The sequence below is a fragment of the Sporosarcina obsidiansis genome, from assembly GCF_009651005.1.
In the GTDB taxonomy this organism is placed as follows: domain Bacteria; phylum Bacillota; class Bacilli; order Bacillales_A; family Planococcaceae; genus Sporosarcina; species Sporosarcina obsidiansis.
Map to the genome: position 1 here is coordinate 365,858 of NZ_WHVW01000002.1, position 23,290 is coordinate 389,147.

At 40.7% G+C, this 23,290-nt stretch carries 23 protein-coding genes and 1 riboswitch; of the genes, 5 read left to right on the top strand and 18 right to left on the bottom strand.

From position 1 onward, the window contains the following. Positions 1-72: 72 nt before the first annotated feature. The 8 genes from GD002_RS03335 to GD002_RS03370 all read right to left on the bottom strand — a co-directional run bounded on the left by GD002_RS03335 (position 73) and on the right by GD002_RS03370 (position 9,161). Positions 73-1,470, bottom strand: coding sequence for a sodium:solute symporter family transporter (locus GD002_RS03335; RefSeq protein WP_153730900.1), 1,398 nt, complete (start codon positions 1,468-1,470; stop codon positions 73-75). Positions 1,471-1,549: 79 nt separating this feature from the next. Next, positions 1,550-3,151: an N-acyl-D-amino-acid deacylase family protein gene (locus tag GD002_RS03340; RefSeq protein ID WP_153730901.1), complete on the bottom strand. Its 1,602-nt coding sequence runs from the start codon at positions 3,149-3,151 to the stop codon at positions 1,550-1,552. 16 nt (positions 3,152-3,167) lie between these two features. Continuing rightward, positions 3,168-4,352, bottom strand: coding sequence for a YgeY family selenium metabolism-linked hydrolase (locus GD002_RS03345; protein WP_153730902.1), 1,185 nt, complete (start codon positions 4,350-4,352; stop codon positions 3,168-3,170). A 30-nt stretch (positions 4,353-4,382) separates the two neighbouring features. Further along, complete coding sequence (gene dpaL / locus GD002_RS03350; protein ID WP_194841453.1) at positions 4,383-5,612, bottom strand: diaminopropionate ammonia-lyase; 1,230 nt, start codon at positions 5,610-5,612, stop codon at positions 4,383-4,385. An 11-nt stretch (positions 5,613-5,623) separates the two neighbouring features. Then, a complete protein-coding gene (locus tag GD002_RS03355; RefSeq protein ID WP_153730903.1) occupies positions 5,624-6,001 on the bottom strand; it encodes a Rid family detoxifying hydrolase in 378 nt (125 codons plus the stop codon). Positions 6,002-6,195: 194 nt separating this feature from the next. Then, a complete protein-coding gene (locus tag GD002_RS03360; RefSeq protein WP_194841454.1) occupies positions 6,196-7,890 on the bottom strand; it encodes a sigma-54-dependent Fis family transcriptional regulator in 1,695 nt (564 codons plus the stop codon). Between the two features lie 126 nt (positions 7,891-8,016). Beyond that, on the bottom strand, positions 8,017-8,445 hold the full coding sequence (locus GD002_RS03365) for a hypothetical protein (RefSeq protein WP_153730905.1): 429 nt from the start codon (positions 8,443-8,445) through the stop codon (positions 8,017-8,019). A gap of 74 nt (positions 8,446-8,519) precedes the next feature. Continuing rightward, positions 8,520-9,161, bottom strand: a complete 642-nt coding sequence (locus GD002_RS03370) for a metal-dependent hydrolase (protein ID WP_153730906.1) — start codon at positions 9,159-9,161, stop codon at positions 8,520-8,522. Between the two features lie 122 nt (positions 9,162-9,283). Between GD002_RS03370 and GD002_RS03375 the strand changes: the two genes are divergently transcribed. After that, complete coding sequence (locus GD002_RS03375; protein ID WP_153730907.1) at positions 9,284-10,996, top strand: ABC transporter ATP-binding protein; 1,713 nt, start codon at positions 9,284-9,286, stop codon at positions 10,994-10,996. A gap of 41 nt (positions 10,997-11,037) precedes the next feature. On the opposite strand, the gene GD002_RS03380 is transcribed toward GD002_RS03375, so the two are convergent. Continuing rightward, positions 11,038-11,895 carry a YitT family protein gene (locus GD002_RS03380; RefSeq protein WP_153730908.1) on the bottom strand — a complete coding sequence of 286 codons (858 nt, stop codon included), beginning with the start codon at positions 11,893-11,895 and terminating at the stop codon, positions 11,038-11,040. 252 nt (positions 11,896-12,147) lie between these two features. Continuing rightward, entirely contained in the window at positions 12,148-12,906 is a 759-nt protein-coding gene (locus tag GD002_RS03385; protein WP_153730909.1) for an SDR family oxidoreductase, read from the bottom strand. Positions 12,907-13,081: 175 nt separating this feature from the next. Here GD002_RS03385 and GD002_RS03390 point away from each other — a divergent pair, with 175 nt between their 5' ends. After that, entirely contained in the window at positions 13,082-13,246 is a 165-nt protein-coding gene (locus tag GD002_RS03390; RefSeq protein ID WP_153730910.1) for a Fur-regulated basic protein FbpA, read from the top strand. 50 nt (positions 13,247-13,296) lie between these two features. Here the strand turns inward: GD002_RS03390 and GD002_RS03395 are convergent, their stop codons facing one another. The 3 genes from GD002_RS03395 to GD002_RS03405 form a co-directional block, all read right to left on the bottom strand. Next, positions 13,297-14,127 (bottom strand): MFS transporter, encoded by an 831-nt coding sequence (locus GD002_RS03395; RefSeq protein WP_228548272.1) that lies wholly within the window; start codon positions 14,125-14,127, stop codon positions 13,297-13,299. Further along, positions 14,127-14,744: a TetR/AcrR family transcriptional regulator gene (locus tag GD002_RS03400; protein ID WP_153730911.1), complete on the bottom strand. Its 618-nt coding sequence runs from the start codon at positions 14,742-14,744 to the stop codon at positions 14,127-14,129. Before GD002_RS03400 ends, GD002_RS03395 begins: the two co-directional genes overlap by 1 nt. A 484-nt stretch (positions 14,745-15,228) precedes the next feature. Next, entirely contained in the window at positions 15,229-15,462 is a 234-nt protein-coding gene (locus tag GD002_RS03405; protein WP_153730912.1) for a YkuS family protein, read from the bottom strand. A 187-nt stretch (positions 15,463-15,649) separates the two neighbouring features. On the opposite strand from GD002_RS03405, the gene GD002_RS03410 reads away from it, so the two are divergent. Together GD002_RS03410 and GD002_RS03415 are read left to right on the top strand one after the other, a co-directional pair. Beyond that, positions 15,650-16,219, top strand: a complete 570-nt coding sequence (locus GD002_RS03410) for a hypothetical protein (protein WP_228548280.1) — start codon at positions 15,650-15,652, stop codon at positions 16,217-16,219. A 25-nt stretch (positions 16,220-16,244) separates the two neighbouring features. Further along, positions 16,245-16,664, top strand: coding sequence for a hypothetical protein (locus GD002_RS03415; RefSeq protein WP_228548273.1), 420 nt, complete (start codon positions 16,245-16,247; stop codon positions 16,662-16,664). Between the two features lie 21 nt (positions 16,665-16,685). Here the strand turns inward: GD002_RS03415 and GD002_RS03420 are convergent, their stop codons facing one another. Both GD002_RS03420 and metK read right to left on the bottom strand, forming a co-directional pair. Continuing rightward, on the bottom strand, positions 16,686-18,125 hold the full coding sequence (locus tag GD002_RS03420) for an amidase (protein WP_228548274.1): 1,440 nt from the start codon (positions 18,123-18,125) through the stop codon (positions 16,686-16,688). Between the two features lie 125 nt (positions 18,126-18,250). After that, positions 18,251-19,459, bottom strand: a complete 1,209-nt coding sequence (gene metK / locus GD002_RS03425) for a methionine adenosyltransferase (RefSeq protein ID WP_153730914.1) — start codon at positions 19,457-19,459, stop codon at positions 18,251-18,253. Between the two features lie 180 nt (positions 19,460-19,639). Next, positions 19,640-19,759, bottom strand: a riboswitch (SAM riboswitch). Positions 19,760-19,928: 169 nt separating this feature from the next. Between metK and pckA the strand changes: the two genes are divergently transcribed. Then, positions 19,929-21,515: a phosphoenolpyruvate carboxykinase (ATP) gene (gene pckA, locus GD002_RS03430; RefSeq protein WP_153730915.1), complete on the top strand. Its 1,587-nt coding sequence runs from the start codon at positions 19,929-19,931 to the stop codon at positions 21,513-21,515. 41 nt (positions 21,516-21,556) lie between these two features. Here pckA and GD002_RS03435 read toward each other — a convergent pair whose 3' ends face one another. From GD002_RS03435 to GD002_RS03445, 3 genes are read right to left on the bottom strand one after another with little or no spacing between them, the layout of a single operon-like run. Beyond that, positions 21,557-22,351, bottom strand: coding sequence for an alpha/beta hydrolase family protein (locus tag GD002_RS03435; RefSeq protein WP_153730916.1), 795 nt, complete (start codon positions 22,349-22,351; stop codon positions 21,557-21,559). Next, positions 22,335-22,802, bottom strand: coding sequence for an NUDIX hydrolase (locus GD002_RS03440; protein WP_153730917.1), 468 nt, complete (start codon positions 22,800-22,802; stop codon positions 22,335-22,337). The genes GD002_RS03435 and GD002_RS03440 overlap by 17 nt, the downstream gene beginning before the upstream one ends. Positions 22,803-22,849: 47 nt before the next feature. Then, the gene (locus tag GD002_RS03445) at positions 22,850-23,164 is read right to left on the bottom strand and encodes a transposase (protein WP_194841455.1); all 315 of its coding nucleotides are present in this window, start codon (positions 23,162-23,164) and stop codon (positions 22,850-22,852) included. Between the last annotated feature and the right edge of the window lie 126 nt (positions 23,165-23,290).

Consider the following 23,290-nt stretch of genomic DNA (forward strand, 5'->3'; position numbering starts at 1 on the left):
TACCCACTTCATTTTCTTGAAGTATTACAAAAAAATTCGACCACTTCTCCAAAAGGAAATGGTCGATTTACTTTATTCTTTTGGATAGGCAGTTGGCGCAATATCAGCCCCACGCCGTAATTCGATTTGGTTTACAATTAAGAAAGTGATCAAACTGGCTGTACTCCCCATGATTACTGCCATAATATTAAACGGGTTCTCTAGTATCTCCCAAGTGACACCTACAATTGTACCAACAATTATAGAAGCAAGCCCAGCATTTTTTGTAACTCTTTCGACTAGTAATCCGAGTAAGTACGCTGCGAAAGGCCCTGTAGAACGAATGGTAAATGCGAAAACAAGTAGTGGAATTATTTGTTGACTGAAAAGAGAAATTCCAATTGCTCCCACACCAGTAATTATAACAATCAAGCGAGATGCTTTTAATTCCGCTGCATCTTGTAGCTCTTTTTTAAATAAATTTCCGTGAACATCTTTAATATAGACAGATGCAACCGCAAGTAAATTTCCAGAAGCACTAGACAATGTAGCTGATATGACGCCTGAAAGAAGTATTCCGGCTATGACAGGAGGTAATAACTCTACTGAAACTGTGGCAAGGGCGCTATTCTCTTCGATATTAGGGAATGCTGCTAATGCGATTAATCCGAGTACTGCTGGAATAAAGGCATATAATGTCATAAGCACACCACACATTACGGAACCCCAAATCGCAGTTTTTTCGTCTTTTGCAGCGTAGTATCGCTGAACTGCTTCTTGACCAGTGGAAAAAGTCATAAAATATAAAACGATAAACCCTAGAATAGTTCCCCAACCAATCTTAGTAAACCCTAACTGCTCTTTTGGAAGTTGGCTAATAACATGCTCCATCCCCCCAGCGTTCGATAAAGCAAAAGGCACTGCAATGGCAAATCCGATGACAATAATAAAGAACTGAACAAAATCAGTTAATGTAACACTCCACATTCCACCTAGAAATGTATAGAAGACAACTACAGTACCAGAGATTAGGATAGCTAGCTTCAAATCAAAACCAGTCAATACATGCACTATGGAAGCGGTTGCAGTAATTTGTACAGCAGTTAATGCAGATGATGCAACCAGTGAAAGTATACTCGCTATCAGTTGACTTGTTTTCCCGTATCGTCTACCAATTACTTCAGGTACCGTAGTGGCCAAAGCTCTTCTCATATATGGAGCAACAAAGGATACTAGAACGATGGCTATACCAGCAGAAACCACATACCATCCCGCTGAGAGTCCCCATTCACCATATGCTTTTGATGCGACCCCAACAGAACTTCCACCACCAATTTCTGTTGCTGCCAAAGTTCCGGCAAGCATGATAGGACCCAATCTTCTTCCTGCCAAATGATAGTCTGCACTATCTTTAATTTTTGTTTTCGCATAAAAGCCAATTCCAATCATTGCCAACATATAGACGATTATAATACTCCAAATAATTGTCATATCTATCCCCCTGTCATATGCTTACGATATAGAGAAGTTTCTCAGCATGACTTTAACATGCTGAGAGACTTCTGCTTGATCAGTTCTTATTTAAATATTCACGAGTAAAGACCTTACCAGAAGGCGTACGATAAGCATGTTCCCCTTCAATGACCACGTCACCGTTTACAATTACATAATCGATTCCAATATTAAATTGACGTGGATTTTCAAATGTGGCTTGATCTATGATCGTATCTGGATCAAAAATGACGATATCTGCAGCCATGCCTTCTCTCAAAATTCCTCGATCTTGTAATCCAATAATCCTGGCAGGCTGAGAAGTCATGCGACGAATCATTTCTTCTAGTGTGGTAACTTTTTCTTCACGGACATATTTTCCAAGAATACGTGGGAACGATCCATATGCTCGAGGATGCGGCTCTCCACCGAGTAATCCATCTGATCCTACTGTTCCTGCAGGATGAGCTACTATACGCTTGACAGATTCTTCATTCATTACAAAGTCGATCATTCCTACACCATTTTTTTCGTGTAGAATTAAATCTAGGGCAGTATCCGCTTCATTTTTCCCATCAATCGCTGCAATCTCCGTAACTGTTTTTCCAACACAGTACCTTTTTTCATCAGAGTCTACGGATGTAATGATAATTCCGTCCCATCCAGCCCACTTGGACATACTATCCCATCCTTTAAGAGCGGATTTCATTTCCGATTTCATTTTTTCACGTAAGGATTCATCTTCTAGTCGTTTTAGCATTTCTTCCGTTCCACCGTCGTGTGCCCAAGGTGGCAAAATCGCACTGAACATCGTACTTCCCGCAATATACGGGTATTGATCAAAAGTTACTTCTAGGCCATCTTCACGTGCTTTATCTATTTTTTCAAGAACTTGTTCTGTTTTATGCCAATTATCTTTCCCACAGTTTTTCAAGTGAGAGAAGTGTAAATGCGCTCCACATCTTTTCATCATGGCAATAAGTTCGTCCATTGACTCCAAGATTTCATCACCTTCGCTCCGTTGATGAATGACTAATGGAGCACCGTATTCTGCCAACACCTCACAAAGTGCTTCTAGCTCTTTCATTTCTGCAAAGCAACAAGGTAAATAAATTAAGCCTGTGGAGAGTCCTACCGCCCCTTCGTCTAAACATCTACGCAATACGACGACCATTTGCTTAATTTCATCATCTGTAGCTGGACGATTAGCCAGTCCCATTACTTCCATTCGAATATTCCCATGTGGTGCTAAAACAGCTAAGTTATAGCTTGGATTATTTCTTTTGATCTTTTGGATATAATCTCCAACCGTTTCCCAATCCCATTCAATAGGAGGCGTACCGTTAAGACCCGCTAAGTTTTTCTGCCAAGTGGATACATATTCTGGGGGAAGGGGAGCTGCCGCAATACCATCCTGACCCAATAAATCTGTCGTAATCCCTTGTCGTACTTTCGCTTCAATCAATGGCTCGTCTAGGATCACGAGGTCTGAGTGTGTATGCATATCAATAAATCCTGGAGACACGACGTGATGGTTCGCGTCAATTACTTTTTTAGCTTCTTGAGAAGTTAGTAATCCAATCGCTTCGATCTTCCCGTCTGTTACTGCGATATCTGCGTAGTACCAAGGTGAACCCGTTCCATCAACAATTCGGCCATTTTTAATTAGTAGATCGTACATGTACATTCCCCTTCTCTTATAAGTTTGCTAGTGTATCAATGATTGATATATATCCAATAACGGCTTTTTCAAGTTGTTCGATTTCAATGTATTCATTATCGATATGAGCTAATTTTTCTAAAGATGGACCAAAACCGACCGTAGGAATATTTGCTTCACCGGCAAAATGACTACCGTTTGTACAAAATGAATAATGCGAGATTGCCGTTTCAGGTAAGACATTTTTTAGGTTTTGAAACGTTTTTTGAATAAATGGCTCATTTTCATCGTATAACCAGGCAGGAAAAAAACGTTCTGCTTCAATAATAGTCCCTGTATAACAGCTCTCGTTACCACTTGAAAAAGATACTTCAGCTTGCAGTTCTGGATCCTCTTTCATAGACTCATTGATTATTTCCTGAATGGGTTCCAGTACACTTTCACGAGTTTCATTAACCAATAGTCTACGATCGAATGTCACACTTGCACGTGAAGGGATGACAGATGCACCGGGATAAGGAGAAGAAATAATGTCTGTTAATTCTAAAATTCCTTTACCTAAAATTGGATGTTTCGTAATCTCTACGTTTTGTATTTTTGAAAGTAAAGTAACCATTTTAGTAACCGCGTTTATTCCAGCTTCCGGATTAGATGAGTGAGCTGGTTTTCCGAAAGTTTCAAGTAAGATTTCTGCTCTACCACGCTGACCGTTATTCAGTTGTAAATTTGTAGCTTCCCCAATTACGACATAATCGGGATTAAATTGAGCAGTTACGTTTCGAGTAGCTACTCCTTCGAAACATTCTTCGTGTACACTACAAGAGACGACAATCTTACCCGGAAAATTCTTGTTGCGATCTGATGCATAATACGAAGCAGCTAGCAGCATTGCGCTGACTGCACCTTTCATATCTGATGTGCCGCGACCAAACACTTTTCCATCACGAACACTTCCACTAAAAGGATGCTCATTCCAATTACTCTCTTGAACTGGTACTGTGTCGATATGACCATCTAACAAAACTGTCGGCCCCTCTTCACTACCGTTGATAATAGCTGCTACGTTTCCTAATTCGTCTATTTTTACTTCATCAAATCCAATTTTTTCTGCATAATGTTTAATAAAATTTGCTACTTTTTGCTCCTCGCCTGATAGACTCGGAATTTTAACGAGTGAACTACATAGTTGTACCACTTCTTCAGCACGTTCTTTTGCTAACATTTTCTTATCTCCCTTCATGATGCGTACTATTTATTGAACGGGTAAAAACCCATCCCAAACAATTTTCCGGTAGTTTTCTTCGTCTGTATCGCCTTCAGTATTAATTACTAAAATACGAGCATCCTCGTGTAACTCAAGATCGACAGTTATCGAATGTTCTCTCATAAACTTTCTTAAATAATAGACAGCTCCCAAAGTAACGGAACCAGATTCCCCTGACACGATCGATGGATCTCCTTTTAAAGGATTTCCGTAGACACGCATTCCAACTGTTGAAATCGCGTCATCGCAAGATAACACTCCACTGGCGTAACTTCTCAATAACTTAAATGCCTCCGTATTGGGTTCTCCGCAAGCCAAGCCCGCCATTTCTGTGGCCATGGCTCCTCCCACAAATTGTCGTTCCCCCTTTTCAGTAATGAAAGATTGATAGAAGCAATCCGCTTGATCTGGTTCTACAATGACAATTTTCGGTGCTTGTTCTCCGTAAACTCGTAAGAAATAACCGGCTATTCCTGCTGCGAATGAACCAACGCCAGCTTGTAAAAAAAGATGAGTGGGTGGTTGCTCAGATGTTTGATTCCATTGTTCAACAATTTCTAAAGCCATAGCAGAATAGCCTTGCATGATCCAGAGCGGTATTTCATCATAGCCTTCCCATGCGGTGTCTTGTACCATGACCCAACCGTTTTTTTCAGCAAGTCTGGCACAAATTCTAACCGTATCATCGTAATTCACATCTTGTATTTCGGCCAAAGCACCTTCATTCCGAATGGCCTGTAAGCGTTGAGAAGAAGAACCTTTGGGCATATAGATGACTGATTTAAAACCTAATTCTCTTGCTGCCCATGCAACACCCCTCCCATGATTTCCATCAGTTGCTGAAATAAAAGTTACATCACCTAACCTTTGCTTTACGGAAGGATCTCGCAACTTATCAAACGATAAATCCTCAATCTCTTCACCTAATTGATTTGCAATATACTTCGCGATTGCATAAATACCACCTAATACTTTGAACGCATTTAGTCCGAAACGTTGAGACTCATCCTTCGCTTGAATCATAGAAACACCTAGATGATTGGCTAAGTTGGATAGACTGTAGAGTGGTGTATGTGTATATGAGGGATGCGTTTGTTGAAACTTTAAAATGTTTTGGACCTGCTCAATATTGAAATTTTGTAAATCTTCCTCGAACACTTCACTGTTTTTGAATTTATTTTTCACCCATTTAATGAATTGTTTATCTTTTAATGTCACGTTAATGCCCCCTATTCTTTAGCAACAATGGCTTCAATTTCAATTAATGCTCCTTTTGGAAGAGCGCTTACTTCTACACAACTTCTTGCAGGACGATGAATTGAAAAGTATGAAGAATAAATAGAATTTACTATTTCAAAATCATTCATCGAAGTCAAATAGATCGTTGTTTTGACTACATTGTGTAGTGAGACACCTTGATCTTCTAAAAACAACTTGATATTTGTTAACACTTGTTCCGTTTGTCCCGCTATGTTTGAATTAACTAATTGGTTTGTTTCCGGTTTAATTGGCAGCATTCCGGATAAGTAGATGAGACCTGAATGTTCGATGGCTTGTGAATACGGACCAACTGCTGCTGGCGTAAACTTACTTGATAATGCAATCATTTGTGAGTTCCCTCCTTTGCTTATTACTAATGCAAGTTCTATGCCAACTTTAAAAACATTGAATTATAAGTAAATAGCAAGTATTGCACTTATTATTTTAGTAGATAAAAGTATCATAATGAGATTTGAACGAGCAGTTATATAGTAAAATTCATTACTAGGTCTGAAAAACACAAAAAAGTATCACAATGATACTAGATCTCATTGTGATACTTTTTTAATTTTCTAAACAATGTAGCCCGACTTATCCCGAGTAAAGACGCTGCATCTTCAATATTTTGTTTGTTCTTTTTCACGTATTCAATGGCTTTTTCAATATGTTCTTTTTCCATCTTTTCTAAAGAATAGATAGTCGGGCGCACTTCCGTAAGCGTTGCTATATCTAATTTACGTTCAATTAGCGTTCCGGCATTTTCCATAGTAATATACCCATTTTGAATAAAGTTAAATAAATACTCGATAAAGTTCTTTAATTCTCGAACATTTCCTTTCCAACGATATTGAAGCATTACGTCCATTACCTCTTTATTGAATCCTTGAACATTCGCGTTAAATAACTCATTGTATTCCCGTATAAAATAATCGCATAAAGATCGTACATCCTCGGGTCGACTACGCAAGGGAGGAATCATCATGGGTATGACATTAAGTCGAAAATATAAATCCTCGCGGAAAAGACCTTCTCCTATTAATTCACTGAGTTCTCGATTTGTTGCAGCGATGATCCGAACATCTATAGGAATTACTTTATTGCCACCTACCCGTTCAATTTCATTTTCCTGCAAAACCCGTAGAAGCTTAACTTGTAAGTGTAAAGGCATTTCACCAATTTCGTCTAAAAAAATTGTACCTCCGTTTGCTAATTCAAATTTACCTACTTTGCCAATAGCACTAGCGCCTGTAAACGCACCTTTTTCATATCCAAATAATTCACTTTCAAGCAAATTTTCTGGGATAGCCCCGCAATTTACTGCGATGAACATGTTATCTTTACGTTTACTTACTTGATGAATAGCCTGTGCAAATACCTCTTTTCCCGTTCCGCTCTCCCCTTGAATGAGTATAGTAGATTTAGATTGTGATGCTTTAAATGCATATGCTTTCACTTCATTAATTTGTTTACTAGAGCCCACAATATGTTGAAGCGATTTCATTTGTTCTTCGCTAGCTCTCTCAGCAATACCTTGAATGGTTTCTACATCTTGTAAAGTTAGTAATATTTCTTTTGACTGATTTTTGCTAAATATGACCTTTTTAGTTACAATAAGTGCTTTTTGAAATAACTGGTGATGGAGTTCAAATGTCTGATTTTCCACACTCTCTTCATCTAAAACTCTTTCAATAAATTTTTTCACATGAAGGGGCAGTAGCTTTTGATCAGTAATACCTAATATATTTTTGGCTTGTTCATTCATTTCAATTATACGTGCATTTTGATCTGTGATTAACACTCCTTCTTGCACAAGATCTAACATCTTCATCATTTTTTTATTATGCATTTCTAACTCTTCCACCATATAATATTGATCTAATTTACTAGCCAGAAGATCAGCCATGCGATCTAAAAATGTGAGTATCCCTTCAATATTTTCAAATAAACGAGCTTGCTGGGCTTGATTAAAAGCTAATAAGCCGATCACACCCACTACTTCTCCATGAATTATGATGGGAACTCCAATCTCCCCCATCTCTATACAGTCTTGAAAAAACTTGCAACTCTCACATATCTCTTCATATCCTGGGTTTTTTATAATGATGGGCTGTTGTTTTTGAAACACTTCTTTGTAGACAAGATCCCCTTCTAACCGTTTCAATATGTCTACCTGCATTTCTCCCGTACAGGCAATACGAATAAATTCATGGTTAACTATTTCAACTTCAATTTTCAAGACGGCCGCTGTCGCTTCTGCGATACTTTGTACGATTGATTGAATATCCATCAAATTCATTTCTCATCTACCACCCTGTTTAGACTCTCTTCTGTATTTGGCATGTTTTATTCCCTCTCGAATCACTCAATCCCAATCATTAAAAATCAAATCACTCAGACAGTTAGGTTGCCAATAGCGAATTTGCTCTATTTCATCTGGCAGTAAACTAGCTTGCTGGGCTTCTTTCAGAGAAACTGATTGACCCGCTTCGTCTTTCGACAGCACAGAATACCCAGCTGCCTGAAACACTGCTTTCATTACAGGCAGGTCAATAACAGTGTACTGAAGCTCCTGTTTTGTCGCAAACGCAACAATAGGATAATGCGCGTTCAACAAAATGTACACACCGTTGTCTAGAATTGCCGAATGAAAATTCATTGGGTACTCAGCCTTGACTACGTTTGTGACCTGTTCGCCTATTTCCCGGGCGGCATGATAAACTACTCGGATAAAGTCAGTTGCATCCGTTAAAGGTAACTGATATCCAAATCCAGTAATCCCTGCTTTCAACATCACTGTCTCACCTTTCTTGCCTGTAGGTTTATCCTAGCTATGTACTTGAAGGTTCGGCGCGGTCCCTCCTTGCTTCAGAACACCCGATTCCACAGTGGAGCGAACGGCTTCACGCCTCTACGATTCATTGGAAGAATCTTCATGTCGGCAACTATATGACTGGCATAACCAGCCAGCCCTGCCACAAAAACTCCGGTCATTGGCCACTGTAGCAGCAAATAATGTAAAATGAAGGCGTAAAAAACGATGCCGACTATAGAATGCGTATAAGATCGGTGTGGAAGAAATGATGCAATGACGATATAACTTCCCGCAAGTATAATGCCAGTCGAATTATGTAAATATAAACCAAACACCACAACGAAAATTCCGGTCAGTGTTAATAGCCGTCTTTGTGTAATGACTTGTGATAAAACTACTAGCACTGCCCCCGCAATTCCATATGTCAAATCGGATGTCTGGTATCCTCTTTGTAAGGATAAATACACCATAACTATGAGCATGGCCAATCCCAAAAAACGTAAGACCATCTGACTTACCTTTTTCGATAGCGTGACTCGATTTGTTGCCAGACCATTTGTATCAAGATCTGGCACAAGTGCTGACGCTCCCCCTACTGCTGTACATATTAGCACTGTCGTCAGCTCAGGCTGTGTTTGATAGCCAACAGCCGCTCCAATTGCAGCGCCTATAACTAAATGTGAAGTCCCTCTCATTTGGATAAATCCTCTCTGTCTCTAAATTCTAAGTTGTCGTAGACTTGCACTCTTCTTCCCTAGGTGATTTCTTCCTTCACTTCTTATATACTGATACGAGATCGAAAGAAAGGAATTATCCTATGATTACACAATTTTTCTCTTACTACAAGCCACACCGGCGCTTGTTCCTCATTGATTTTTTTAGCGCAATTGTAGTAGCGCTGCTAGAGCTTGCTTTTCCATTAGCAGTCCAATGGTTCATTGACGTGTTGCTTCCTTCACACGACTGGGGACAAATCGTTACAGTCAGCTTTTTATTACTATTCATTTATTTACTAAGCACGTTTTTACACTACATTGTCAGTTATTTAGGACATAAACTAGGGATCAATATCGAAACCGACATGCGGCGGGAACTTTTCGAACATGTCCAACGACAGTCATTCCGATTTTTTGACAATACAAAAACAGGACATGTCATGACTCGGATCACGACCGATTTATTTGATATCGGAGAACTGGCTCACCATGGTCCAGAAGATGCGTTTATTGCGATCATGACCATTTTGGGCGCATTCGGCTTAATGTATACGATTAATCCTGAACTGGCACTCATCGCAATCGTTATGGTGCCTCTGCTCGCTGTGGTGGTCACGTATTGTAATAAAAAAATGAACGCTGCTTGGCATAAGATGTATCAGAATATCGCGGACGTCAACGGCAGAGTGGAAGATTCCGTTTCAGGTTCTCGCGTCGTCAAATCTTTCACTAATGAAGAGTTTGAACTGCGTCGCTTCCAAAAGGATAATTATCATTTCCGAACTGCCAAACTAGTCGCTTACAAAGTGATGGCGTGGGCTACTTCTTCTATGTATATGCTCACTCGTCTCGTCACACTCGTTATCCTAGTCGTCGGCGCCTGGTTCACTATGAACAATAAATTGAGCGCTGGTGAACTGGTCAGCTTCATTTTATTCAGTAATATTTTGATCAAACCGATCGATAAAATAAGCGCCCTGTTGGAATTGTATCCAAAAGGGATGGCAGGATTTGGACGATTTCGTGAGTTGATCAATCAAGCACCTGAGATTAACGACGCGGCCGATGCAATTGAAGTAGAGCATTTACAAGGAAATATCCGACTGTCAAACGTTACCTTTGGCTATGAAGCGGAAAAGCCCGTCTTGCGAAATATCGACTTAACAATTCAAGCTGGACAAACGGTTGCATTCGTTGGTCCATCGGGTGCAGGGAAAACCACTATTTGTTCACTTATTCCGAGGTTTTACGAGGTCAATGAAGGGATGATTACCATTGATGGTCTCGATATTCGGCAGATGACGCAGAAATCATTGCGCAGCCAAATCGGTATCGTTCAGCAAGATGTATTTTTATTTACAGGAACGATTCGAGAAAATATTGCATATGGAAAATTAGATGCGACGGATGAGGAAATCTTTGAAGCTGCTCATAAGGCGCACCTTGCCGATTTGATTGACAGCATGCCAAATGGCTATGAGACGCAAATTGGAGAAAGAGGATTAAAACTTTCAGGTGGTCAGAAACAACGGTTGGCTATTGCCAGGATGTTCTTGAAGAACCCGCCTATTCTTATTCTTGATGAAGCAACTTCTGCGCTTGATACCGAGACGGAACGTATTATACAAAGATCACTAGAAGAACTGTCTGAAAATCGTACTACACTCGTTATCGCTCATCGATTGACGACCATACGCAATGCTAATCGGGTCATCGTGATGACAGAGGACGGAATCGAAGAACAGGGCACGTACGAAGAACTCTTACGCAGAGAAGGAACGTTTGCCAGATTACATATGGCAAATCAATCGTAACACAAAAACCAAGCAGTCAATGCTGCTTGGTTTTTTAGTCGTTACGAAAGCGTCTCTCCCTCTTTTCTAAAGAAGCCAAAGATCCCGACAGTCTGAACAATATTGGTGAATGCATGTGGATCAGTTTCATTGATAATCCGTTCTAAGTCATACAATTCATAACGTGTGATGACGACATATAGCATATTTTTATCTTCTTTGGAATACGCGCCTCTTGCCGGCAAAATCGTGATGCCTCGGACCATTTTCTGATGGATTGCTTGCTGTAGATCATCCGCTTGCTTCGTGATAATCATCGCGGTGACTTTTTCATGACGCGTATGGATCATATCAATAACGGAAGTCGTCACGTATAAAGCAACTATCGTGTATAATGCATTTTCGGGCTCATAAAGAAGCCCTGCAAATGCTATAATAACTCCGTTAAGAAGCAAGAAATAAACACCGATTGGCTTATCCTGCATACGTGATAAAATCATGGCAACGATATCCATTCCACCTGTTGATGCACCTAACTTTAGTGAAATACCGACACCCACACCTGCCAAGACACCGCCAAACACGGCGTTCAGAAGTATATCATCGGACATCGAACGCACAGGTAACAACTCTAAAAATAACGTAGCACATGCAACAGACACCATACTATAAATGGTGAAACCCTTACCTACTTTAAACCACCCAAGGATAAAAACAGGAATATTAAAAAGAAGCAAAAGGATACCGGTGCTGATCGTAATATCCAAGTGATCTGTTAAGACACTCGATACTAACTGGGCCGCACCTGAAAAACCACTCGCATATACATTGGCACTGATTAGAAAGAAATTTAGCGATAACGCTACGAGGAATGAACCAAAGATGACAACAGCAATCCGTTTCGCTTCTATAAAAAACATAGCGACCTCCTATGATAGGTTACATTTTTACACACGAAATTGATTATAGCCATTCTTTCCACACAATGGTACCCCTAAACCTTAAAATTCTTATAGAGTTACAACACCACTTATATTTTCCGACACATGATAGTCAATACTGACACGTACACTATCTATTCACATTCGATCATAACTACACAACCGCTACTAACTGTCCAACTCCACGAAAAAAAGCAGCCCGACTCGCTTCGGCTGCTCTTCCTAATCAAACTAGTAAGCCATCCAACCACCATCTGCTGTAATGACGGTTCCGTTGACGTACTTTGCATCATCAGAAGCAAGAAACAATGCAACTGTCGCAATCTCTTCTGGATCTCCATTACGTGGATTATTATTGGCACCTGACATGACGCGCTCCATACCAAATGGATCAGGAGCATTCATCGTTGAACCAATATTGGTATTGATACCACCTGGCGCGATGGCATTACAGCGGATTCCTTTTTCAGCGTATTGGAACGCAACGTTTTTCGTGATACCCACGACACCATGTTTAGACGCAGTATAGGCAACACCCGCACGAGAACCAAATAGACCAGCTGCTGACGTGATATTAACGATGACTCCTGATTGTTTTTCTAAGAAAATAGATACTGCTGTTCGCATCATGCGCATCTGACTTGTCAAATTGACAGAAATCACTCGATCCCACAGTTCGTCTGTTATTTCTCCAACTGGTACAAAATTATCCATAATACCAGCATTGTTGACGATGATGTCTACTGTGCCGAAGTGCTTTATCCCTTGCTCAAAAAGACTTTGAATTTCTTCCTCTTTACTCACATTCGCTTCAACAGCTATTGCTTGTCCGCCAGCTTGTGTAATTTCATCAGCTGCTGAAGACGCTGCATCCCCGTTAAGGTCACAAATTACCACCTTGGCCCCCTCGTCTGCATACAACTTTGCAATCGACTTTCCTACTCCCGAAGCTGCTCCAGTTACAATGGCTACTTTTCCTTCCAATTTCAAACAACCACTCCTTTTCCATTATGTTATCTACATTATAATGGTAAATCATCCTCAACTCTACTAAATCACATCTAAACTTTACCAAAATTCTATATTTTCTTACTTCCTTGTATGTTGTTTAATGAACCTGAAAAATGGCTATAGTTAGGAAGGGAATCAAGGAGGATATCGTAAGATGAAGACAACAGAAAACATTGTAGAAACGAAACGAGATGAATTGATTGAAGAACTTGTTTCGAATGGGGTATTTAAAATCGATGGCAAGCAACTATATGAACTGCCACTGCGATCATTAATGCAAGAATCCGAAACATTTGACACTATTGAAACACAAATTTGACTCAAAAAAGAGACATTACCTTCAATTGGTGATGTCTCTTTTTCATTTATTCATACTTCATTACTAGAAGTTCTCACTTTTCCAAAAAACCAATACAGAAGCATCAAACATACTGCCGTTAGTAATGCGATTCCAATAAAAGAATATTGAAATCGAATGGTCGGATAACCTGCCAAACGAGCAATAAAATCCAAAACAAGTGGTGAACTGAACTGCCCTACGTAGATTAAACTGGAAATAGCTGCGATTACCCGATCACTCTGTAAAGGATTTACTAAACTTAGCGCCTTCACGTTGATAACTGGAAATACAATTCCCTGGTCTAATCCAATCATGCAGGTGCAGGCTAAAATTACAGGTATTGAATGGCTCATCGATAACCCTACAAACGCGATTCCCATTACAAGTAAACTGACAGGCATAATAAAAGATTTCAACGTGTCCTGCAGTCGAATTAACGTTAAACTAATGATCATCCCACCAACTGTTGTAAAAGATATAACTGTACTGGCCATCTCCGAACCACCTAAATTACTAAATGCAGAATTAAACCCCATCATCTTCACTTGTTCTCTGCCATGAAAATTGTCACTAATTAATGTGATGGCAAGCGGCATGACCAATCCGACACCGGCTATCACGTAGATTGCCAAACCAATCATCACAATCGACCGTTTTGGAATTTTTGTTGTCAAGTAACTAGACACAAAAGTAAATGGAATAATAATGAGAGACGGTGCTGTTAAAATCAGCTTGATCAATACCGGGTCCGCGTCCGGGAAATTAGCCGCAATCAATCCAAGAGCCGGAGAAATCGCTGCACCTGCCATAACAGTCGCCATCGCAATCGAAATGATTGTTGGTTTTAGCATTCGATTCATCAGCTGTCCCCCTGTTGTGTGTAAGGTTTTAGCTGACGCAGTACTTTATCGACGGACAGTTTAATAGGCTCTGTTTTACGGGCATTCGTCAACAGTAATCCATGAACCAACGATAAATGATAGATCGCCAATTCTTCAGGATCTCCTTCAATAAACTCTCCTACTTGCTGTCCCTCTTCGATAATCTTCGCGATTAGATCGACCATCAAATGATATTTCTCCACAATTTCCTGTTTTACTTGTTGCGGTAAGAGATCGGAATACAAGGCTTGTAGGATCAGGATATGCCGATAGACCCCTTCTTTCAATGAACCTGAATGCGTAACTCCTGTTAGCCATACCAATTGCTTAAGTGGACTTTCAGATTCGTCTTTCGCCTTATTGATCGTGTCTATGATCGTTTCCAATAACTCTATTATGACAGAGACATACAGTTCTTCTTTGGTTTTAAAATAGTGATAAAACAATCCATGAATAAGTTCAGCTTTCCCCGTAATCTCACTAATTTTCGTCGCGGCATAACCTTTCATGCCAAATAATTCAATGGCCGTATCTTTCAATTGTTGCTTTCGAATATCACGTATTTCCTTAAAGTTTTCACTCGTTCGTGGAGACATAAAATATAATTCAACTCATTCTTTTATTGATTGACTAACAAGTCAACGTTGAACAGTGTACTGCTAATAAACTAATCTTATCAAGACGTAAAAAAAACGGCTCCTCCTAGAGGAACCGGCAGACTGTAGACAAAAGAAAGGAAGTGGGCAGGGTACCGTTGATCTACGTTCCAGGTGGACGCGTTCCGGAGGGCGTGGCTTGAGCCGCTTCCCTCGCTTTGCTCAGTCCAGGGTCTCAAGACACACGCTGATCCTCCCGGAGTCGCCACCCTCCACTACGATCAACTAGCGTAATTCATTGATTTTTTAAGTAGTTCGTTTCTCTTCAGCTTATAAAACAGAAGCGAGTGTTAAGTTTTTATTATAGAACAACGTTAGCATGCTAATCCTATTGAAAATTAAAGATTGTGAGCCGTTTTTTTAGATTTTTTGTGTTTGTCTACAAGCTGACGGCTCCTCTTAGAGGAACCGGATAAATCTTAAGTTAACGATGTAGTCTTTTCTCAACATCATCGACAATATCTTGTACTGAGTTGCCTTCAATGCTGACGATTGGAAAGTCAAACTGATCAACGTTGACATCGCTCAGTGCTCTGACGACGCCCATGTCATAGCCTTTCAAATTTTCATCACTTTCAAACATCTGCACATCATGTCCTTTTTCCTCTAATGCTTGTTTTACATCATCAAATGGTTTTTCAACTGCGATTTTCGCCATTTTCTATTCCTCCTCCAAATTTGTTTCACTCCGCTCATATTAGGTATTTTCCCTAGATTAATAAAAATAAACTCGTTTTCATATACCAAACAACCAAGTGCTTTTACTCTGAGATTCAAAAAAGAGAAAGAGGGTATTCTATAGTTACATAATTTCATTTATAAGGAGAGAACCCCGCTTGTTTGGTATGAAGGACCTTCTCGGGCTGGTCATTTCAGCCTTCATCATATTACCGGTTGTCATTTTTCTACGTGAAGCCGGATACTTTATTGCTAGTGGATTATTTGGGGTGAAGAACCCTCGGCTCACGGTCGGCTCGGGTCCGCGTTTTTTTAAATTTTGGTTTTTGGATGTCCGGAAGTATTACCATGTGTATAGTTGGTTCTCCTTTGATTCTATAAAATCTAAAAGCAATTTTGCTTATATATGTATTTATTCCGGCCCCATCCTCATTAATCTCTTCGTTGCCGTCGTAATCAATGCCTTGCTTGCAAATGGCTACTTTGAGGAGTATAAGACATTCTGGAACCGTTTTATCTTTTATGCCTTTTATTATGTATTATTCGACGCCGTTCCCATGATCACCGTCAACGGCAAACCCAATAACGGAATGGTGATTTATGAACTTCTGCGCTATGGCAAACGGGTCGACTACAATAAAGAACCGATGATCCCCGGTACAACAGAAGTGGAAAAAGAGTACCAGGAAGAGATAAAAGTGATCGAGCAAGTGAAGGAAAAAGTACAGAAGAAGTGAACAGCATGGCGAAAGGAGATTGTCGATGAAACAGTTTAGAATCCTACTACTAACCGGAGTCATTGCGGGAATTGTACTGGCCCTCTATCTGAAGGTCATTCAACTGCTCACTGGCAATCAAGCCTATATATTACTCTTTAATTTTGATTATGTTCCTGTAATCCAAGACTGGGAGCCGCAGCTTCTTATAGGCTATTTATTTCATTTTCTCACATGTATCGCAAGTGCAGTCGTCCTATTTTATTTGCTACGGTTTGTTCATTTGGAATTTCGGATCTGGCCTTATGTTCTGGTCTACACAGTTGGCGGAGGCATCCTATTCTCATTGACAGGGCTCTCTGATCAACCTCCAGCCATCACGGATGGCGCTGCCTGGTTCTATTGGACAATGGCTCACGCAGTATTCGGTCTGATCGTCGGAAGCCTGATCAAACACTGGAAATGAAAAGAATCTAAACATACAGGGTCAGATGAAAGAAGGAATTACTCTAGTGTAGCCTTTATATTCTTCTTCAAGCCTAGCACCTAATCTAAACAAAGCGGCTTCATTGCCAATGTTGCTCACTAATTGCACTCCGATCGGCATTCCATCTCGATCCGTCCCAATTGGAATCGTCAATGCAGGCAGACCCCACACATTGGCATAGGCGACATATGGAATATATTGCGTGTACGTTTTCCTTATGGAGAATAACTCTTTATACACTTTTCCATGCAAAAGAGCAGCCGAGTGATAGATAGGCAGGACTAGAATCCGTTCATTCAAGTAATGATCCAGTTCTGCATCGCCTTTCTCGATGATAGATTCGATATCATTTATCTTGGATTCAGATGGTTTAAATAAAGAAGCGCCTATCAACGCCCAGGACAGATACCGATGCAGTTCGGTTTGTTTACCCAACTTGTCAAATAAAAATTCACGTAGCGGCTGGGCGGGACGAGTGCCGAACGCCTCTGCTGCTGCCCCGCTCGCACCATCAATGGACATGATCTCTTGCCAAAGCGTCGCAGTCTCTTGAAAATAAGGTGGAATTTCCTGTGAGACAGGGAAGTCAGTTGATAAGAAATCCTTTATTGTGTCTAAAAAACCTTTTGTTTCTTTTGAAAGCGGTAAATTCATTTTAGACAAGAAAGTCATGGTGAAAGTAGTTACATCTTTTTCCATCGGTGCTTCATTTGCAATAATGGAGTAAATTAATTCTGCATCCCGCACAGATTTCGTCATCGGGCCAATTCCGAGCATGCGTTGCTGTAAAGGATGTTCTTCTGCAGGATAACTGCCATTCGATGAAACTTGGGCATTACCTGATTTAAAACCGATCACTCCATTGAAATGACTGGGAAAACGAATAGAACCGCCAATATCTGAACCAATTCCGGCAGCTGCTGCTCCCAACGCAATACATGCACCCTCTCCACCGCTTGAACCGCCTACTGTCTTAGCAAGATCGCGTGGATTGTTTGTACGGCCGTACAGTGCATTATCGGTCTCCTGACAAAAACAGAGAGCAGGTGTATTGGTTTTACCGATAATGATCGCTCCTTCTGCTTTTAGCCGCTGAACAATTTCCGCATCTGTAGCTAACACGTTTCCTTGACGATACGGCAAACCACCTGTCGTCTGCATACCTACTACATCGAACGACTCTTTCATACTGATGGGTACACCGAATAATTTACCTTCAGGATTTCTCCTTCTTCTTTCCCTATCTGCCTGATTTGCTTCATCTATAGCTTCCGAAAACCGATTTTCTACTAAAAAGTTCACAGCTGGATTAGTAGCTTTGCAATGCGCGATAAATGTTTCCGTTGCTTGACTTGAAGTTACGTTCCCCTTATCCAGTTCTGCTTTCAACTGCGTTGCATCCATATCGAGTATAGCAGCGTCTTGTCGTAATGAGTTCATTACTCACCCTCCCAATTTCTGAATGTTCTTCACATTATCATATACTATAATTCTTTTACATTCCACGAAATGAAAAATGGCGGAAAGAAGGATGTAATTCCTTCTTTCCGCCATACTAAATAGGATTATTTAATACCATTTTTACTTGCTAATTCTTTTAATGCTTCTACTTTATCGGTCTGCTCCCAAGGCAATTCGATATCAGTACGACCAAAATGACCATATGCAGCCGTTTGTTGGTAAATAGGACGACGTAGATCAAGCATCTTGATGATCCCTGCTGGTCGCAAGTCAAATAGTTCTCTAACGAACTCTACTAAGTGTGCTTCAGACAAACGACCTGTATCAAATGTATTGATCGAGATCGAAACCGGACTCGCTACACCAATCGCGTAGGCAAGTTGAACTTCGCAGTGCTCTGCTAATCCCGCTGCCACGATATTTTTCGCTACATAGCGAGCAGCATAAGACGCTGAACGATCAACCTTCGTTGCATCTTTACCAGAAAACGCACCGCCACCGTGGCGAGAATACCCACCATACGTATCCACAATGATTTTCCGTCCAGTCAATCCAGCATCCCCTTGAGGACCCCCTACAACAAAACTTCCTGTAGGATTAATGAAGTATTTTGTCTGATCATCCAATAGACTTTCAGGTACCACTGCACCGATGACAACTTCTTTAATATCCTTCTCAATTTGTTCTAGTGTCGCTTCTGGATGATGCTGAGTCGAAATAACAATTGTATCAATACGCACAGGTTTGTTGTTTTCATCATACTCTACTGTTACTTGCGTTTTGCCGTCAGGACGTAAATACGGAATGATCTCTTCCTTACGAGCTTGCGCAAGACGTCGTGCCAGTTTATGAGAAAGACTAATTGGCAACGGCATTAATTCAGGTGTTTCATTACAAGCATAGCCAAACATTAATCCTTGGTCCCCTGCTCCAATGGCATCTAGTTCTTCATCTGACATATTTCCTTCACGCGCTTCCAATGCCACGTTGACACTAGCAGCAATTTCCGGTGATTGTTCATCAATCGAGGTCAAAACAGCAGACGTCTCATAATCAAAGCCATATTTTGCACGAGTATAGCCAATTTCTTTTACTGTATCACGGACTACTTTTGGAATATCTACGTACGTAGTAGTTGTGATCTCACCCATTACTAAAACGAGACCTGTTGTAATACTTGTTTCACAAGCCACCCGAGCATTTGGATCTTCCTTTAATATAGCATCTAAAATTGCATCTGAAATTTGGTCGCACATCTTGTCAGGATGGCCTTCAGTGACTGATTCTGATGTAAACAGTCGACGATTTGTCATTTTATTTCCCCCTATTGTAAGCAGCATGATACGGTACTCTCATAAGTCCCTGGTAAAGTTCCACGCCTGAACCGACGTCAATCATATACCATAAGGATTCAGGGCTAGACAATATAAAAAGCCTTCTACTCATATTCAATCCATGAGTAAAAGGCATGATTTCACGCGCAGCACCTTTCACTCTTATCGTCCAAGGAATTTAACCTTGCTTCAGGTTTGGCACCTTCGCGCAAGACAGCCGTCTTTTGCAGGTTGCCGGGTTTCACAGGGCCTGTACCCTCCACCAACTCGGGATAAGAGTATCCGTTCATGTCACATAGTATAAAAAAGTTTTGATTTTGTCAAATTTTTTATACCAAATCACTTGAGTTTTTAATTAGTATAGATTATTATTCTTAATGTGTTATACTATTTACGAATTAAGATGTTCTACTCAAATAAACGACTACGCAAAGGACGGTATGAAATTATGATATCTGCAAAAATTGATGATAGCCTAAAAAGTCTTCTGACTGGAAGCAATGTAACAATACAAGCGTCTGTGCCAGAATTAATTGAAAAAGCAACTGCGAATGGTGAAGCTGAACTATCAGCAGACGGCGCGTTGACAGCACGCACAGGTAAATATACAGGACGCTCTCCGAAAGATAAATTTATCGTCGAAGATGCAGTATCTAAAGACAAAGTGGACTGGGGAAGTGTGAACCGTCCGATCTCTTCTGACGTATTTGAATCATTATACACGAAAGTCATCGATCATTTGAAACAAAAAGATGAACTATTTGTTTTCAAAGGGTTCGCTGGCGCCGATAAAGACTCCCAGCTTTCTATTCAAGTCATCAATGAATTAGCTTGGCAAAACTTGTTTGTTCACCAATTATTCATCCGTCCTACTGCAGAAGAGCTTCAATCGCACGAATCGCAATTCACGATCTTGGCTGCCCCTTCATTTAAAGCGGATCCAGAAGTGGATGGCACAAATTCAGAGACATTTATCATTGTGTCACTCGAAAAGCGAATTGTCTTAATTGGTGGAACGGAATATGCTGGAGAAATGAAAAAATCTATTTTCTCTGTAATGAACTTCTTGCTACCTGAACAAAATATCTTGTCTATGCACTGTTCTGCAAACGTTGGAGAAGAAGGCGATGTTGCACTATTCTTCGGACTTTCAGGAACAGGTAAAACGACACTTTCTGCGGATGCTAATCGCAAGCTAATCGGTGACGATGAGCATGGCTGGTCTGATAATGGTGTGTTCAACATCGAAGGTGGATGTTACGCGAAGTGCATTAACCTTTCTAAAGAAAAAGAGCCAGAAATCTTTGGTGCGATTCGTTTCGGTTCAGTTCTAGAAAACGTGGTATTGGATGGAGAAACACGCATTGCAGATTACGATGATAATTCATTAACTGAAAATACACGTGCGGCATACCCGATCGAAAATATAGAAAACATTGTGACACCATCGGTTGCAGGACATCCTAAAAACATCATCTTCTTAACAGCTGATGCTTCTGGAGTGTTACCTCCTATCTCGATTTTATCTAAGGAACAAGCAATGTACCACTTCTTGAGTGGCTTTACATCTAAGCTTGCAGGAACTGAGCGCGGTATTACAGTTCCGGAACCTACATTCTCTACATGCTTTGGTTCACCTTTCTTGCCACTTCCTGCTGCGACATACGCGGAAATGCTTGGTAAGAAAATCGACGAACACGGTGCGAAAGTCTTCCTTGTCAACACGGGCTGGACTGGTGGAGTTTATGGCGTTGGTAAACGCATGAACTTAGGCCACACACGTACTATGGTTCGAGCAGCAATTGCAGGAAAATTAGATAATGTAGAGACGAAAAAGAATGAAATTTTTGGTTTGGAAATGCCTCTTGAAATCGAAGGTGTACCTAGTGAGGTACTACACCCACGCTATGCATGGGCTAATCCTGAAGAATATGATGCAGAAGCAAAGCGTCTTGCATCAGCGTTCCGTGAGAACTTTAAGAAGTTTGACCATGTTTCAGAAGACATCGCTATAAAAGGCGGTCCTATCGCTTAACTCACATGTAAAAGCCTTGCAGTTTCAACTGCAAGGCTTTTTTAATTCTGTCGTTTCATCCAATCTACTGCATCTTTTACGAGCTGCCTGTTCATTTTTGGTGGGATATAATGAGTGAACCCCTCTAAATACCACGTTTCGTATTCTTTATTTGCGTCACGGAGCGCATTTTCGAACAGAAGCGCTTGCTCAAATGAAACATTCGTATCCATTGTCCCATGGATGATCAAAACTGGAATGTTGATATCCTGAATACGAAATAACGCTGTCCGCTCACGGTATGCATCCGGGTGATTGTTTGGCGTGCCTCCAATGACCCGTTTCATCATCCGTCGCATATCCTGCCGTTCCTTGTACGTAAACACAATGTCAGACACACCTGCCCAGGTCACCATTGAGGTCAGATCTTCTCGCAAAATCGCTGTCCATAATGCCATAATTCCTCCTCGGGAAAATGAAAATAGGTGAATTCGATCCGAATTGACTGTAGGTTGTTGTTTTAATACTTCGACACCCGCCACTGCGTCATTACGATCGTCTCCTCCAAATTCATCCTTTCCTTCTCCCCCTCGATTGCCACGATAATAAGGAGCAAATACGACTACACCATGAGATGCAAATTGCGCAATTCGAGCAGGCCGGACCATGCCGACATGTTGGATTCCTCCACGTAAATACAGCAAACCATCATAACGACCAGCAGCCTTTGGAGATGCTAACATTCCTTTCACCTGTAAGCCATCTGAAACATACGTTACTTCTTCCAGTCGTACATTTGGGTTTGGTGAAGGATAGTCTTTGCGCTTCACGATATCTCCATTAGTGTGTAAGAGCATTCGCTTCCACCCACTTCCTTAGCTCCCCCATCCCCTTATCTTTCATATGGAAGCTGAGTTCTTTACAAGTATCTAGCTCAGCATCTGTCATCCATATGATACCTTCTGTTTCCATTAAGTTGTAATCTGTTTCTATATGGACGACCTCTCCTGTGAATACTTGTTTACAGAAAGGCGGATCAGTAAAGACAACATACTCCGCAAATGGTTGTACATTTTCAATCACCACACCCGTTTCTTCCATCGTTTCCCGGATAGCTGCTTGTCTAATTGATTCGCCTGGCTCTGCCTTTCCACCTGGAAATTCGATTCCCCGTATCCGATGTTTTGTCAATAGCCACCGATCTAAATGCTTGATGACGACAAGAACATGGCGGGCTTCGATATCGTGTTGATTTGGTCCGAATGAAAGTTCAACATTGGCCCCATTTAAGTCTTCAAATTTCAACATATAGCTCACGTCCTTTCCTATAGTGTAGCGGAAAGGTGCGCGATGAATCAACGAAAGAAAGGCAACTTTTCAATAAAGCGTTTAGAATCCTCATCTGTATATTCATGAATCAAGGCATATACTTTCATCATTCGACGGTCAATATCATGGTTGTCCCGATCATAATGGTACTGAATATAAGGTAAGTGGGCACGTAAGAAGTTTCGAAATTCCAAGTGGTCGATTTGGGTAAATAATTGCTCAAAAATGGGGAAAGCTTCTTTTGTAACTTCTATTTTATATTCCCACGGTGATGCGTAAGGGTCGCCTGAAACTTGCTGGTGGGCGACTGATACATACATAGTATACGTTTGCTCGCTCATAACCATCCTACTTTCTTTTTTCGTAGCATGGCTTGATTTTATTAAATTATCCATTTTATAAAAAGGTAGACCGGTGCCGTATGTATTTGTGTGTGAATGATGAAAAAACAAGTGACAAAAACTACT

Bases quoted from the DNA above. Each gene is read 5' to 3' on its own strand.
- GD002_RS03335 (WP_153730900.1), bottom strand. From the start codon at position 1,470: ATGACAATTATTTGGAGTATTATAATCGTCTATATGTTGGCAATGATT.
- GD002_RS03340 (WP_153730901.1), bottom strand. From the start codon at position 3,151: ATGTACGATCTACTAATTAAAAATGGCCGAATTGTTGATGGAACGGGT.
- GD002_RS03345 (WP_153730902.1), bottom strand. From the start codon at position 4,352: ATGTTAGCAAAAGAACGTGCTGAAGAAGTGGTACAACTATGTAGTTCA.
- GD002_RS03355 (WP_153730903.1), bottom strand. From the start codon at position 6,001: ATGATTGCATTATCAAGTAAGTTTACGCCAGCAGCAGTTGGTCCGTAT.
- GD002_RS03365 (WP_153730905.1), bottom strand. From the start codon at position 8,445: ATGTTGAAAGCAGGGATTACTGGATTTGGATATCAGTTACCTTTAACG.
- GD002_RS03370 (WP_153730906.1), bottom strand. From the start codon at position 9,161: ATGAGAGGGACTTCACATTTAGTTATAGGCGCTGCAATTGGAGCGGCT.
- GD002_RS03375 (WP_153730907.1), top strand. From the start codon at position 9,284: ATGATTACACAATTTTTCTCTTACTACAAGCCACACCGGCGCTTGTTC.
- GD002_RS03380 (WP_153730908.1), bottom strand. From the start codon at position 11,895: ATGTTTTTTATAGAAGCGAAACGGATTGCTGTTGTCATCTTTGGTTCA.
- GD002_RS03390 (WP_153730910.1), top strand. From the start codon at position 13,082: ATGAAGACAACAGAAAACATTGTAGAAACGAAACGAGATGAATTGATT.
- GD002_RS03395 (WP_228548272.1), bottom strand. From the start codon at position 14,127: ATGAATCGAATGCTAAAACCAACAATCATTTCGATTGCGATGGCGACT.
- GD002_RS03400 (WP_153730911.1), bottom strand. From the start codon at position 14,744: ATGTCTCCACGAACGAGTGAAAACTTTAAGGAAATACGTGATATTCGA.
- GD002_RS03405 (WP_153730912.1), bottom strand. From the start codon at position 15,462: ATGGCGAAAATCGCAGTTGAAAAACCATTTGATGATGTAAAACAAGCA.
- GD002_RS03410 (WP_228548280.1), top strand. From the start codon at position 15,650: ATGAAGGACCTTCTCGGGCTGGTCATTTCAGCCTTCATCATATTACCG.
- GD002_RS03415 (WP_228548273.1), top strand. From the start codon at position 16,245: ATGAAACAGTTTAGAATCCTACTACTAACCGGAGTCATTGCGGGAATT.
- GD002_RS03420 (WP_228548274.1), bottom strand. From the start codon at position 18,125: ATGAACTCATTACGACAAGACGCTGCTATACTCGATATGGATGCAACG.
- metK (WP_153730914.1), bottom strand. From the start codon at position 19,459: ATGACAAATCGTCGACTGTTTACATCAGAATCAGTCACTGAAGGCCAT.
- pckA (WP_153730915.1), top strand. From the start codon at position 19,929: ATGATATCTGCAAAAATTGATGATAGCCTAAAAAGTCTTCTGACTGGA.
- GD002_RS03435 (WP_153730916.1), bottom strand. From the start codon at position 22,351: ATGCTCTTACACACTAATGGAGATATCGTGAAGCGCAAAGACTATCCT.
- GD002_RS03440 (WP_153730917.1), bottom strand. From the start codon at position 22,802: ATGTTGAAATTTGAAGACTTAAATGGGGCCAATGTTGAACTTTCATTC.
- GD002_RS03445 (WP_194841455.1), bottom strand. From the start codon at position 23,164: ATGAGCGAGCAAACGTATACTATGTATGTATCAGTCGCCCACCAGCAA.